A 14,069-nucleotide genomic window follows, 5' to 3' on the forward strand; every position below is an offset into this window, starting at 1 on the left:
AGCAAACACCCGCCAATTCCCTAGTGTTTCACTCTGGATAACCCTTGAATCCCCAGTAATTTTATCAGATATATTTTCCCAACGGAATCACTTGGCCTATTGCGCCACGGGCAAGGACGCGAGCAGCATGATCGTTTGCCACTGCACACAGATCTCGGATCACGACATCCGCGCCGCCATCGACTGGATGCGAAGCGCCGACCCTGAAACGATTATCACCCCCGGAAAAATCTATCACGCGCTGGGAAAATCCGCCGATTGCGGCGGTTGCATGCCCCTTTTCCTCGACACCATGCGTGCGAGCAGTAAGCTGGAAGTACCTGCGCAGCTTGCGAATTTACGCGCTGGATCAATTCGGGAGAAGAATAATGAAGGGCGACGCCAAGGTTATCGACTATCTGAACAAGGCTCTGCGGCATGAGCTGACGGCGGTCAGCCAGTACTGGCTGCATTACCGGCTGCAGGACGATTGGGGCCTGGGCAGCATGGCCAAGAAAAGCCGCGAGGAAAGCATCGAGGAGATGCAGCACGCGGACAAATTGATTGAAAGGATATTGTTCCTGGGCGGCCACCCGAACCTGCAAAAGCTTGACCCGCTGCGGATCGGCCAGACGCCCAAAGAAACCCTCGAATGCGACCTTGCCGCCGAAGTGGACGCCCGTGCGCTCTACAAGGAAGCCCGCGACGCCTGCAACACCGCGGGCGACTATGTATCCCAGAAGCTGTTTGAAGAGCTGATGGCGGACGAAGAAGGCCATATCGATTTCCTCGAAACGCAGCTTGTACTGCACGACCGGATCGGTGCCGAAAACTATGCCCAGCTCAACGCCACCAAGATGGCAGAGGTTGAAGACTAATTTCACGCTGGCTGCCGCACTTGCGGCGGCCACGCCCCTTGCGGCGCTGGACCTGGCCAGCCGGTACCAGGCAGAGCCGCACCTCTCCCCGTCTCCCCGCACCGATGCCGAACGCGCCCGGATTGCCGGTGCAGTTGCGCCCGCCACGGATTTCTCGGCGCCTGAGCCGTTCGAGGACCTGCCCGCAGGTGCAGCCACGGTGCGCGCCCGTTCGGATGATGAGGCGTTTTCCCAGCATTCCGCCGGCCTCAGCTTTGAACAGGAACTGGAATTCAAGCTCGGCAACGGGCTTTTCAAGAAGATCTGGGTGTTTTCGCCCGCCTCCACCAAGGCGTCTGACGGGCTCGGGCCGCTTTATAACGCGCGGTCCTGCCAGCGCTGCCACCTGAAGGACGGGCGCGGCCATGTGCCGGAGCAGCCGGATTATGCCTCCACTTCGATGTTCCTGCGAGTCTCCATCCCAGGCCCTGTGCCGCCGGAGCTGCAGGAGATTACGGACTACATCGGCACCGCCCCTGACCCGCAGTATGGCCGCCAGCTGCAGGATTTTTCCGCCCCCGGCGTCGCGCCGGAATACAGGCTGCGGGTGGAGTATGAGGAATTTGAGGTCGTGCTGTCCGGCGGTGAGACCACCACCCTGCGGCGTCCCAGCTACACCGCCGCAAGCCTCGGCTATGGCCCGCTTGCGGAGGGCGCCATGCTGTCGCCCCGCGTAGCGCCGCCAATGATTGGGCTCGGCCTATTGGAGGCGATCCCTGCCACCGACATCCTCGCCCACGCGGATGAAAATGATGCGGATGACGACGGCATCTCCGGCCGCGCCAATCTGGTCTGGTCGCGGGAATTCGGCCAGATCATGCTGGGCCGCTTCGGGCTGAAGGCAGGTTCCCCAACCGTGCATGAGCAGTCCGCAGGCGCGTTTTCCGGTGACATCGGCATCTCCACCCCGTTGTTCCCGGCCCACGCGGGGGAATGCACGGATCTGCAAACCGCCTGCCAGACGGCCCCGCATGGCGGCAGTGATTCCCGTGAAACCGAGATCGACCAGCCCAATATGGATCTGGTCACTTTCTACAGCCGCAACCTGGGCGTGCCCGCGCGCCGCAACTCCGATGACCCGCAAGTGCTGCGCGGCAAGCAGGTATTCTACAACAGCGGCTGCGCCTCCTGCCATGTGCCGAAATACGTGACCCACCGGCTGGAAGACCGGCCCGAGCAGAGCTTTCAGCTGATCTGGCCCTACTCCGACCTCTTGCTGCATGACATGGGTGAAGGCCTGGCCGACAACCGCCCCGAAGCCCGCGCCACAGGCCGTGAATGGCGCACCGCGCCGCTCTGGGGCGTTGGTCTGACGCAGCAGGTGTCACCCCGTGCCACTTACCTGCACGACGGCCGCGCCCGCACCTTGCTGGAGGCCGTCCTGTGGCATGGCGGCGAGGCGGAAGCCGCGAAGACCCGCGTTGTGGAGCTGCCGCCGCAGGACCGCGCCGCCCTGATTTCTTTCCTGGAGAGCCTCTGATGCGCGTCCTTGCCATTGCCCTGACCCTGGCTGCCGCTCCCGCTGCGGCCTCCGACTTGTCCAGCAGCATCACCGATCAGCTGATCCTCCCGGCGTTTGAGGAGCTGGCAATGGACACGGCAGCGCTGGCGGACGCAGCCAAGGCCGACTGCAACCCGCAATCCGAAGCCCTGCGCTCAGCCTATGGCGAGACCTTCGACGCCTGGATCGCCGCCAGCCACTACCGTTTTGGGCCGACGGAAACGGACAGCCGCGCCTTTGCGCTGGCCTACTGGCCCGACAGCCGCAGTAAGACGCCCAAAGCGCTGGCCGGTCTGATCCGCAGCGAGGACCCCGGCATCACCGACCCCGCCGCATTTTCCAGCTATTCCATCGCCGCCCGCGGTTTCTATGCGCTGGAATACCTCCTGTATGACCCGGACCTCTCCTCCGCCGGCAGCGCGGACTACCGCTGCACCCTGACCCGCGCCATCAGCACGGACATTGCCGCCACTGCGCAGGCCATCAGCCGAGACTGGGCAGAAAACTACGCAGGCGAAATGCGCGCACCGGCCAGCCGCTACCGCAGCGAGGATGAAATCACCCAGGAGCTGCTGAAGGCGCTGACAACCGGTTTGCAGGTGCTGGACGACATGCGGCTGGGCCGCCCGCTGGGCAGCTTTGACAAGCCCCGCCCCAACCGCGCCGAGGCCCACCGCTCCGGGCGCAGCCTGCGCCATGTTCTGGTGTCGCTGAACGCGATGGAGCCGCTGGCGCTGGCTCTGGCACGGGATGAGGCCGGGTTGAAGGCGGACCTCGCAAAGGGTTTCGGCAAGGTCCGCAGCCGCGCCGAAGCGCTGGATGATCCGGTCTTTGCCGGAGTTGCCGATCCAACCGCCCGCATCCGGATCGAGGCGCTGCGCCAGCAAGTGAAAGACCTCCGCGCGATTGTTTCAGAACGCCTTGGCCCCTCTCTCGGCGTGGCGGCAGGATTCAACTCGCTCGACGGCGACTGACGGAAAGGACCCCGCATGACCTCCCGCCGCGGATTTCTGGCAGGCCTGATGGCCTCCGCCCTCACACCGCAGGCCAGCTGGGCCAGCGCCGGCAGCCCGGCCTTCCTGTCGGCTGGCAAGGATGCCAGCGGCGCCTTCCTGCTGGCGGGCCTTACCGGGACAGGACAGATCCTGTTCCGCCACCCACTGCCGGACCGCGGCCATGCAGCTGCCGCGCATCCCGTGCGGCCGGAAGCCGTTGCCTTTGCCCGCCGCCCGGGCCGCTTTGCCGATGTGATCGACTGCCGCACCGGTGCCGCGCTGGCCCGGCTGGAGCCGCCCGCTGGGCATCATTTCTACGGCCATGGGGTGTTTTCCCCGAACGGCAGCCGCCTGTTCACCACGGAAAACGACTATGAGAACGCCCGCGGTTTGATCGGCGTCTGGGATGCTGCAGACGGCTACCGCCGCGTTACCGCGTTCTCCTCCGGCGGCATTGGCCCGCATGACATGGCTTTGCGCCGCGATGCGCCCGGGCTGGTGGTGGCAAACGGTGGCATCGAGACCCACCCCGACAGCGGCCGCGCCAAGCTGAACCTGCCTGACATGCGCCCCAACCTCAGCTACCTGAGCCTGGACGGCGTGCTGCAGGAACAGATGGAACTGCCGCCAGAGCTGCGTCTCAATTCGATCCGCCACCTGGCGGTGCGGGCGGACGGCACCATTGGTTTCGCCATGCAATGGCAGGGTGATCTGGGCGAACAAGTCCCCACCGCCGGCCTGCACACCCCCGGAGGCGTGCCGCGTTTGCTGGCGGAGGACGACGCGCGGGTGCTGAACATGCGGGGCTACGGCGGCTCCATCGCCTTCTGCGCCGACGGCAGCCGGATCGGCGTCACCTCACCGCGCGGCGGGGTGCTGCAAGTGATGGACACAGTGAGCGGCGCGCTGCTGGCAGTGCACAAGATGGCAGATGTCTGCGGTCTGGCCGCCTCCGCCGAAGGCTTTACGGCCAGCACCGGCACTGGCCAGTTCTATGCGGTTTCGGATAGCGGCCGGGATGAGGTGCACCACGCGGAATTGGCCTGGGACAACCACCTGATCCCGCTGATCTGAAGCAAAGTTTCCCGGTGCTTCACAGGCGCGCCCGCCACGGCGCGCCTTTTCGTTTTCAAATCCCCCGAAAGTAATACGAAAACGAATGGTGACTCTTCGCGCGTGATACGCTACAGAATCGCGGCGAAAGGAAAGCAAATGGATGCCGCAAGCCGTCAGAACGAAATCATCTCCCTGCTGAACCGGCAGGACCGGGTCGAGGTTGAGGAACTCTCGCAACGCTTTGGCGTGTCCTTGCAGACCGTGCGCGCCGATCTGCGCGACTTGTCGGCGCGCGGCGCGCTGTCCCGCGTGCACGGCGGCGCCGTCCGCGTCAGCTCCGCCGCCAGCCAAGGGTACGAGGACCGGCGCAAGCTGAACGCCGGCAACAAGCTGGCGATGGCCGCCCTGGCGGCAGAGCTGATCCCCGACAACTGCTCGCTTTCGCTCAACATCGGCACCTCCACAGAACAGGTGGCCCGGGCCCTGTCCGGCCACAGCGGCCTGACGGTCATGTCCAACAATATAAACATTATCAACATGATGATGGGTGGTCAGGCCAAAGAGCTTATCCTGGCCGGCGGCACCGTGCGGCAAAGTGACGGTGCCATCGTGGGCCAAGATGCTGTGGACTTTTTCTCCCGCTACAAGGTGGATTTCGCGGTTATCGGCGCCTCAGCTTTGGATGCCGACGGCGCGGTGATGGATCACGATGCCCGCGAGGTATCTGTCGCCCGCGCAATCCTGAAAAACGCACGGCAGAAGGTGCTGGTCTGCGACGGCAGCAAGTTCGACCGCTCCGCCCCGGTGCGGATCTGCGACCTCTCCGATCTCGACGTGGTGATCACCGACCGCCCGGTTCCCGCAGAATTTGCCGAGGCCGCGCAGGCCGCCGGCACCCGCATCCTGACCGCAGGACAAAACGAAAGCAGCGAAAATGACTGACACGCCTGTAACAGACCTTTTCATCATCGGCGGCGGCATCAACGGCTGCGGCATCGCCCGCGACGCCGCCGGCCGCGGCTTGTCGGTGACGCTGGCAGAGATGAACGACCTGGCCTCGGCCACCTCTTCTGCCTCAACCAAGCTGTTCCACGGCGGCTTGCGCTATCTCGAATATTTTGAGTTCCGCCTGGTGCGCGAGGCGCTGATCGAGCGCGAAGTGCTGTTGAAAGCGATGCCGCATATCTCCTGGCCGATGCGGTTCGTGCTGCCGTTCCACAAGGACATGCGGTTCGACAGCGAGACGCCGACGTCCAAGCTGCTCACCACTTTCATGCCCTGGATGAAGGGCCGCCGCCCGGCCTGGCTGATCCGGCTGGGGCTGTTCCTCTACGACTCGCTTGGCAAACGCGGCATTCTGCCCGGCACCGCGAAGCTGGATCTGGAGGCCGACCCGGCGGGCAGACCGCTCAGGGACAAGTTCAAGACCGCCTTTGAATATTCCGACTGCTGGATCGAGGACGCCCGCCTGGTCGTCCTGAACGCCCGCGACGCCCAGGCCCGCGGCGCCGAGATCCTGACCCGGACCAAGGTGCTGGCCGCTGAACGCCATGCGGACCACTGGGTGATCACCCTACAGGATCAGGCCAGCGGCGAAACCCATCAGCGCCGCGCGAAAATGCTGATCAACGCGGGCGGGCCCTGGGTCGCCGATGTGCTGCATCAGAAGCTGGGCCAGAACAGCCGCGAGAACATCCGCCTGGTGCGCGGCAGCCATATCGTGGTGCCGAAGCTGTTTGACCACGGGCGCTGCTACTTCTTCCAGGGAACCGACGGGCGGATCATCTTTGCCATTCCCTATGAGGAAGACTTCACCCTCATCGGCACAACGGACAGCGACCACTCCGATCCGGACACCGCGCCGGAATGCACCGCAAAGGAGCAGGACTACCTGATTGATTTTGCATCAGGATATTTCAATCAGCCGCTCAAGCGCGAGGATATTGTCTGGACCTATTCCGGCGTGCGCCCGCTTTATGACGACGGCGCCAGCTCTGCCACCGCGGCGACCCGCGAATATGTGCTGACACTGGATCAGGCACAGGCGCCCCTCTTGAATGTCTTCGGCGGCAAAATCACCACCTACCGCAAACTGGCCGAAGCGGCGCTGGCGAAAATCGGCGAGGTTTTCCCGCAGCTGCCCGCGGACTGGACCGCAGGCGTGGCCCTGCCCGGCGGCGATTTTGCGGTGGCGGATGTGGAAAAGCTGCAAGGCAAACTCGCGGCGGACTATCCGTTCCTTTCGCCCTATTGGACCCGCCGCCTGATCCGCGCCTATGGCACCGAGGCCTGGGCGGTGCTGGGCGAGGCCAAATCCGCCGCTGATATGGGGCAGGACTTCGGGGCGACGATCACCGCGCGGGAACTGGACTGGGCAATTGCCCGCGAATGGGTACGGACCGGAGACGACTACCTGTGGCGGCGCACCAAGCTGGGACTGCGGCTGGATGAAGCCCAGCGCGCCGCGGTGGATGCCTATATTCAAGGCAAAGCGGCGCAGTTGGCGGCATAACTCAAAGGGTGGCGCCCGGCCCGGCGGGGTGGAAGCGAAGCGCCCGGCCCGTGGGGGCGGGACGGGCGCTGCCCGGCGTGCCGCCGGGCAGGACATTCTGAAAGGGTCTTAAAACTCCACGCCCTTCTGCGCCTTCACGCCGGCGCGGAACGGGTGTTTGATCTGCCCCATCTCGGTCACTAGGTCGGCGATCTCGATCAGCTCCTCCTTGGCGTTGCGCCCTGTCAGCACCACATGGGTCATCGGCGGCTTCTGCTCCACCAGGAACTCCAGCACCTCCTCCAGGTCCAGATACTCATAACGCAGCGCGATGTTGATCTCGTCGAGCAGAACCATGGTATTGCGCTCGTCCAGGATCATCTCCTTGGCCTTTTCCCAGCCCTTCTGCGCGGCGGCAATGTCGCGCGCCTTGTCCTGGGTTTCCCAGGTGAAGCCCTCGCCCATCGCATAGAACTGGCAGAGATCGCTGAAGTTCTCCTCGATCAGGGTGCGCTCGCCGGTCTGCCAGGCGCCCTTGATGAACTGCACCACGGCGGACGGCATCCCATGGGCAATGCAGCGCATGATCATGCCGAAGCCGGAGGAGGATTTGCCCTTGCCCGGCCCGGTGTGGACGATGATTAGGCCCTTCTCGCCTTCCTTGGTCTTCATCATCCGGTCGCGCGCGGCCTTCTTCTTGGCCATCTTGGAGGCGTGACGGGCGGCTTCTTCCTCTGAGATGCCGGTTTCAGACTTTTCGCTCATGGGGGCTCTCCAGCTGTTTGACCCCATGTCTTGACAAAGAAGCCCGCCATAGCGCAAGGGGGTTCAGCTGGTTCCTGTGAAAACAGGCGAAGAGGGAATGTGAAGGCCTTGCCAAGGCTCAAGCACAGCCGCCCCCGCGACCGTGACCGGATGAGGCCGCCATGCCACTGGGAATACGTCCCGGGAAGGCAGGATGGCCGGCAAGGCCTGAGCGCCTTGGCATCCGCAAGCCGGGAGACCTGCCAGCGAGAGAGAGATCAACGGGCAGACGGGGTGTTCTGCGACCGGGTGAGGGACTGGCACGACACAGTTCCTTTCTGGCCATCCCGCACGCCCTGCCGCGACAGGAGACGCGCTGATGGCTGACGATATGGCAGGCAAGACTGCCAGCACCCAGGGACCGGTCACGCTGACCGTTTGCCTCACCTGCCGCCGCGAGGGCGCCGACCCGGAGGCCGCCCGCCCCGGCGCCATCCTTCACACAGCCCTGGAAGAAGCCGGAATGCCCGAAGGCGTTCGCCTGCGCGGCGTCGAATGCCTGTCCTCCTGCAAGCGCGGCTGCGCCGTGGCCTTGGTCGGCGGCGAAGAACGCTGGACCTATGTCTACGGCGACCTCGACCCGGACCAGCATGTCCCCGAAATTCTGGAAGGCGCCGCAGCCTATGCCGCCACTACCGATGGGGTCGTGCCCTGGCGCGAGCGCCCGCAGACTTTCCGCAAGCAATCCGTTGCCCGCATCCCGCCGGCCAAGTTCTTCTCCGAGGAGTAAACATGAGCGACCTCAACAAGATCCCCGTCACCGTCATCACCGGCTTCCTCGGTGCGGGCAAGACCACCCTGATCCGCCACCTGATGCAGAACCCGCAGGGCAAGCGCCTGGCGGTTGTGGTGAACGAGTTCGGCACCGCTGGCGTTGACGGTGACATCCTGAAATCCTGCGCTGATGAAAACTGCCCAGCGGAGAACATCATGGAGCTGGCAAACGGCTGTATCTGCTGCACCGTGGCCGATGACTTCATCCCCACCATCGAACAGCTGATGGACCTGCCCGAAAAGCCCGATCACATCGTGATCGAAACCTCCGGCCTGGCGCTGCCCAAACCGCTGCTGAAAGCCTTTGACTGGCCCGCGATCCGCTCCCGCATCACCGTCGACGGCGTGATTGCGCTGGCCGATGCCGAGGCGGTCGCCAAGGGCCAGTTCGCCCCCGACCTGGACGCCGTGCAGGCCCAGCGCGAGGCGGACGACAGCATCGACCACGAAACCCCGCTCAGCGAAGTGTTCGAGGATCAGATCTCCTGCGCCGACATCGTGCTGCTGTCCAAGGCCGATCTGGCCGGCGACGCAGGTGTCGAGAAGGCCCGCGCGGTGATCGAGGCCGAGGCACCGCGCAAGCTGCCGATCCTGCCGATGAGCGAAGGCGTCATCGACCCGCGCATCATTCTGGGCCTGAATGCCGCTGCCGAAGACGATCTGGAGGCGCGCCCCAGCCACCACGACGGCCACCACGACCACGAGCATGACGATTTTGAAAGCATCGTTGTCGAAATGGGCGAAGTCTCCGACCCCGAAGCGCTGCAGAATGCTATCGTGAAACTCGCCCGCGAGCGCAATATCCTGCGCGTCAAAGGCTATGTCGCGGTGGAGGGGAAACCGATGCGGATGCTGGTTCAGGCCGTGGGCGAGCGCCTGCGCGCCCAGTATGACCAGCCCTGGGGCGCGCAGCCGCGCAAAACCGCGCTGGTGGTTATCGCCGAGCATGACGACATCGACGAACAGGCCATCCGCGCCGAGCTGGGGGCGTAAGCTGATGCCCCTGACCCGTAAACTTCATGAGCGGAAAGGATCGCGCCCGTCCCGGGGTGGGCGCAATCGCGCCCGCCCATGGGGGCGGGTCGGGCGCAATCCGGGGCTTCCGCCCCGGGACACCATTTTGCTGGCCGGGAAAGGCAGAAACTGATGCACGTCGTCTTCCGCGAAAGCCACGGCCTTGACGAGACCGACACCCCGCAGGACCTCGGGCAGACGCCCGCGGACCTTGTGGTGCTGTCCTTCTCCGACAGCGACCTCGGCGCCTTTGCGGCGGGCTGGCACCGTGCGGACGGCAAGCTGCCCAGCTTGCGCCTCGCCAACCTTGTGGCGCTCAAGCACCCGCTGTCGGTCGACGTTTACGCGGAACAGACACTGGAAGGCGCCAAGGGCGTCCTTGTCCGCCTGATTGGCGGCGAAAGCTACTGGTCCTACGGCCTTGCTACCCTGCAAGACCTTGCCCGGCGCAAGGGCATCGCGCTGGCCATCCTGCCAGCAGACGGCCGCGAGGATGCGCGGCTGGATGAGCTGTCCACCCTGCCAGTCTCCACCCTGCGCCGCCTGCAATCCCTGTGCGACGCCGGCGGCGCCGTCGCTGCTCAGGCGGCGCTTGCACAGCTTTCGCTGGCTGCCGGTCTCTACGCAGGCCCGGTTCTGGGTCTCAAGACCACACCCGAACACGGCTTCTACGACCCAGCTAAAGGCGTGCTTGCGGACCTGCCGCCGCAGGACAAACCGCTGGTGCTGGTGAGCTTCTACCGCTCTTACCTCACCGCTGCCGACACCGCCCCGGTGGATGCCATGATCGAGGAGCTCCGCGCCCGCGGCTATGCGGCCTATGGCGCCTTTGCCGCCAGCCTCAAGGCGCCCACTGCCGCGGACTGGCTGCGCGAAAAACTGCCCTCGCTGAGCCCGGCAGCCATCATCAACGCCACTGCGTTTTCCGCCCAAGGCACCGACGGCAGCGCCTCGCCGCTCTCCGCCACCGGCTGCCCGGTGTTCCAGGTCGCCCTCTCCACCGCACGCAAGAAAGACTGGGCCGAGGCCGACCGAGGACTGTCGCCCGCCGACCTCGCCATGCACGTCGTCCTGCCGGAGGTTGACGGGCGCATCTTTGCAGGCGTCGTCAGCTTCAAATCGCCGGGTAAGAAGGACCCGGACCTGCAATACTCCCGCTTTGCCCACCGCGCCGATGCAGACCGCATCAAGGCTGCTGTGGACCGTGTGGAGGGCTGGCTGCGCCTCGCCAAACTGCCGAATGCGGACAAGCGCCTGGCGCTGATCCTCTCCACCTACCCTGGCCGCGACCACAACCTCGCCCATGCCGTCGGCCTCGACGCGCTGGCCTCCTGCGACGAGATCCTGCGCGAACTGGCGGCCCAGGGCTACGCCGTCGAAGCGCTGGAAAACACCGGCCTGCGGCTGATGGAGGAAACACTCAGCGTCCCGCTGGAGGACTACCGCCAGGCCCTCTCCACACTGCCGCAAGACCTGCAAAACACCCTGACTGAGGCTTGGGGCAGCCCGGAAGAAGACGCCAATTGCCGCAACGGCGCCTTTCATTTCAAGGCCTTGCGTGCAGGCAACGCCCTGATCGCCCTGCAGCCCGAACGCGGCGAGGTCAAAACCCGCGTCGACGACTACCACGACCTCGACCGCACCCCGCGCCACGCCTATGCCGCCTTTTACCTGTGGCTGCGCGACCAAACCGACGCCCTCGTGCACATCGGCGCCCACGGCACCCTGGAATGGCTGCCGGGCAAGGCAGTCGCCCTCTCCGGCGCCTGCTGGCCCGAGGTGCTGACCGGCCCGCTGCCCGTCGCCTACCCGTTCATCGTCAATGACCCGGGCGAGGCCGCCCAGGCCAAGCGCCGTATCGGCGCCGTGACCATCGGCCACTTGCCGCCGCCGCTGGCGCAGACCAACCTGCCTGAGGGCATGGCGCGGCTCGAAAGCCTGCTGGATGAATATTCCACCGCCGACGGCCTTGATCCCGCCCGCCGCGACCGGCTGATCGGCGACATCCGCGCCGAGGCGCAGGGAACCGGTGTGGAGGCCGACCTCGGCCTCACCCCCGACACTTCCCCGGCTGAGGCGATCACACGCATTGACGCCTTTGTCTGCGACATCAAGGAAAGCCAGTACGGCGAGGGCTTGCACATCTTCGGCACCGGCCAATGCGGAGCGGAGGAACGCGCCGGGCTGATTGCTGCGCTGGACGGCCAGATCGTCACCCCCGGCCCTTCCGGCTCGCCGTTCCGCGGCCGCGCCGATGTGATCCCGACCGGGCGCAACCTCTTCACAACCGACCCGCGGGCGGTGCCGTCGCGGGCGGCGCATGCGCAAGGGGTCAAACTGGCGGAAGAACTGCTGCGCCGCCACCTTCAGGACCACGGCGACTGGCCCAAGGGGCTGGTGATCGACCTCTGGGGCTCCGCCACCATGCGCACCGCGGGTGAGGAGTTCGCTATGGCGCTGCACCTTGCAGGGCTGGCACCCAAGTGGGACGAAGGCTCCGAGCGCGTCTCCGGTTTCGAGGTGCTGCCGCTCTCCATGCTGAACCGCCCGCGCATCGACGTGACCCTGCGGGTGTCCGGCCTGTTCCGCGACGTCTTCCCGGGCCTTGCCCAGATGTTCGAAAGTGCCGCTGCCGCACTGGCGGGCCGCGAGGAAACCCAGGCCGACAACCCCTATCTCACTGAGACCCCGCGCGTCTTCGGCCCCAAGCCGGGCCAGTACGGTCTGTCGATGAACCCGCATCTGGACGACTACACCGATGCAGCGCGTAAGGCGGCGGGCGAGGCCTGGCTCAATGCCTCTTCCCACGCCATCGACGCCAAGGGAGAGATCAGCGACGCCCGCGAGGCGCTGGAAACCCGCCTGCAGGGTGCCGACAGCTTTGTGCACCTGCAGGACCTGCCGGAAACCGACCTGCTGGTCGCGTCTGATTACGCCGCGCATGAGGCCGGCTTTGCCGCCGCAATGGCGCGCATCGGCCAAGCAACACCCGCGCTCTACCACCTCGACGCCACACGGCCCGACAAGCCGCAGGCACGTTCCCTGGGCGAAGAAATCGCCCGCGTCACCCGCGCCCGCGCCGCCAATCCGGACTGGGCCACCTCAATGATGAGTCACGGCTTCCGCGGCGCGGCGGAAATCGCTGCGACGCTCGATCACATGGCTGCCTTCGCGCATCTGGCCCAGGTGGTGCAGCCGCATCTGTTCGACCTCTACTTCGAGGCCACCCTGGGCCGCGACGATCTGGTGGCGTTCATGGAGCGCGAAAACCCCGAAGCGCTCGCCGCCATGCGTGACCGCTTCCGCGCCCTGTTTGATGCAGGCCTCTGGAGCACACGGCGCAACTCGATCATGGCAGAGCTGGAGGGCGCCGCATGAGTGCCGCTGCCGCCCCCAAGGTCTATGGCTGGTGCCCCGGCGCCCTGCGGCCAATGATGTCGGGCGACGGGCTGGTGGTGCGGGTGCGCGCGCCAATGGGTAAACTGACCGTTACCCAAGCGCGCGGTGTGGCAAGGCTTTCTGAAGAGTTTGGTAACGGCCTACTGGATATCTCTGCCCGCGCCAACTTGCAGATGCGCGGCATCCGCGAAGAGGCACATGAGGAGCTGATCGGCGCCCTACGCGATCTCGGCTTCATCGACCCGGACGCAAGCGCCGAAGCCCGCCGCAACGTCCTGCTCGCGCCGTTCTGGACGGCGGGCGACGACACCCACGCCATCGCAGCAGCGCTCAGCGCCGCGCTGACCGCGGCAACAGACCTTACCCTGCCCGGCAAGTTCGGCTTTGCCGTCGACTGCGGCTCGGAACCCGTCCTGCAAGACACCGCTGCCGATATCCGCATCGAACGCTCTGACAGCACCCTGATCCTGCGCGCTGACGGCGCTGAAATCGGCCTGCCCGTCACACGTGAATCCGCTGTCGCCGAAGCCCTCGCCCTCGCCCGCTGGTTCCTGAAACAGGGCGGCGCGCCTGAGGGCCGTGGCCGGATGCACCGTCTCATTGCGCGCCGCGGGCCGCCGGCGGCACATGCCGCACCGGTGGCAAGAACCGCTTTCATCGCAAAGCCGGGCACTGTGTCCGCAGGAACTCTCGCGGCGCTGGAATTCGGCCAGATGCCCGCCGCAACGCTGGCACAGTTGGCAGGCCACGGCGATATCCGCCTCACCCCCTGGCGCGCGCTTCTGGTGGAAGGCGCGGAAAGCCTGCCGCCCCTGCCCGGCCTGATCCTGGATGCAACGGATCCGCGCCTGCAAGTCGTCGCTTGCACCGGGGCGCCCGGCTGCCTGCAGGCGCTGTCTGCAACCCGTGATCTGGCCCGTGACCTAGCGCCGCACGTTCCCTCGGGGACCAAACTTCATATTTCCGGCTGCACCAAAGGCTGTGCCTGCCCGGGCACCGCACCGCTGACACTGACCGCAACCGGCGAAAACGAATTCTCCCTGATCCGCAATGGCACTGCCGCGGATCAGCCGCTAAAGACCCGCCTGAGCGCCGACGCGTTGCGCGCCGCTCCCGAACTTCTGAAAGAGGGCAGCTGA

General features: G+C 65.7%; 12 protein-coding genes and 1 riboswitch. Of the genes, 11 read left to right on the forward strand and 1 reads right to left on the reverse strand.

The genetic code is table 11. The annotated features are described in order from the left end of the window. Positions 1–127: 127 nt before the first annotated feature. From RA24_RS21880 to glpD, 7 genes are all read left to right on the forward strand, one after another. The gene (locus tag RA24_RS21880) at positions 128–421 is read left to right on the forward strand and encodes a (2Fe-2S)-binding protein (protein ID WP_082008958.1); all 294 of its coding nucleotides are present in this window, start codon (positions 128–130) and stop codon (positions 419–421) included. Next, complete coding sequence (gene bfr, locus RA24_RS01495) at positions 369–857, forward strand: bacterioferritin (RefSeq protein WP_039189296.1); 489 nt, start codon at positions 369–371, stop codon at positions 855–857. The genes RA24_RS21880 and bfr overlap by 53 nt, the downstream gene beginning before the upstream one ends. Then, positions 847–2,376 carry a di-heme oxidoreductase family protein gene (locus RA24_RS01500; protein WP_039189298.1) on the forward strand — a complete coding sequence of 510 codons (1,530 nt, stop codon included), beginning with the start codon at positions 847–849 and terminating at the stop codon, positions 2,374–2,376. The genes bfr and RA24_RS01500 overlap by 11 nt, the downstream gene beginning before the upstream one ends. Then, positions 2,376–3,371, forward strand: a complete 996-nt coding sequence (locus RA24_RS01505; RefSeq protein ID WP_039189301.1) for an imelysin family protein — start codon at positions 2,376–2,378, stop codon at positions 3,369–3,371. The genes RA24_RS01500 and RA24_RS01505 overlap by 1 nt, the downstream gene beginning before the upstream one ends. Positions 3,372–3,386: 15 nt before the next feature. Further along, complete coding sequence (locus RA24_RS01510) at positions 3,387–4,466, forward strand: DUF1513 domain-containing protein (RefSeq protein WP_039189302.1); 1,080 nt, start codon at positions 3,387–3,389, stop codon at positions 4,464–4,466. A 138-nt stretch (positions 4,467–4,604) separates the two neighbouring features. Then, positions 4,605–5,390 carry a DeoR/GlpR family DNA-binding transcription regulator gene (locus tag RA24_RS01515; protein ID WP_039189305.1) on the forward strand — a complete coding sequence of 262 codons (786 nt, stop codon included), beginning with the start codon at positions 4,605–4,607 and terminating at the stop codon, positions 5,388–5,390. Next, the gene (gene glpD, locus RA24_RS01520) at positions 5,383–6,960 is read left to right on the forward strand and encodes a glycerol-3-phosphate dehydrogenase (RefSeq protein WP_039189308.1); all 1,578 of its coding nucleotides are present in this window, start codon (positions 5,383–5,385) and stop codon (positions 6,958–6,960) included. Before RA24_RS01515 ends, glpD begins: the two co-directional genes overlap by 8 nt. A gap of 108 nt (positions 6,961–7,068) precedes the next feature. On the opposite strand, the gene cobO is transcribed toward glpD, so the two are convergent. After that, a complete protein-coding gene (gene cobO / locus RA24_RS01525) occupies positions 7,069–7,704 on the reverse strand; it encodes a cob(I)yrinic acid a,c-diamide adenosyltransferase (protein ID WP_039173313.1) in 636 nt (211 codons plus the stop codon). A gap of 51 nt (positions 7,705–7,755) precedes the next feature. Beyond that, a riboswitch (cobalamin riboswitch) is annotated at positions 7,756–7,965 on the forward strand. Between the two features lie 97 nt (positions 7,966–8,062). On the opposite strand from cobO, the gene RA24_RS01530 reads away from it, so the two are divergent. The 4 genes from RA24_RS01530 to cobG all read left to right on the forward strand — a co-directional run bounded on the left by RA24_RS01530 (position 8,063) and on the right by cobG (position 14,069). Continuing rightward, complete coding sequence (locus RA24_RS01530; protein ID WP_039189310.1) at positions 8,063–8,473, forward strand: DUF1636 family protein; 411 nt, start codon at positions 8,063–8,065, stop codon at positions 8,471–8,473. 2 nt (positions 8,474–8,475) lie between these two features. Next, positions 8,476–9,510, forward strand: coding sequence for a cobalamin biosynthesis protein CobW (gene cobW, locus RA24_RS01535; protein WP_019298450.1), 1,035 nt, complete (start codon positions 8,476–8,478; stop codon positions 9,508–9,510). Between the two features lie 153 nt (positions 9,511–9,663). Continuing rightward, entirely contained in the window at positions 9,664–12,909 is a 3,246-nt protein-coding gene (gene cobN, locus RA24_RS01540; RefSeq protein ID WP_039189313.1) for a cobaltochelatase subunit CobN, read from the forward strand. Next, positions 12,906–14,069 (forward strand): precorrin-3B synthase, encoded by a 1,164-nt coding sequence (cobG, locus tag RA24_RS01545; RefSeq protein WP_039189316.1) that lies wholly within the window; start codon positions 12,906–12,908, stop codon positions 14,067–14,069. Before cobN ends, cobG begins: the two co-directional genes overlap by 4 nt.

This window comes from Leisingera sp. ANG-M6 (assembly GCF_000813905.1).
Classification (GTDB): Bacteria; Pseudomonadota; Alphaproteobacteria; order Rhodobacterales; family Rhodobacteraceae; genus Leisingera.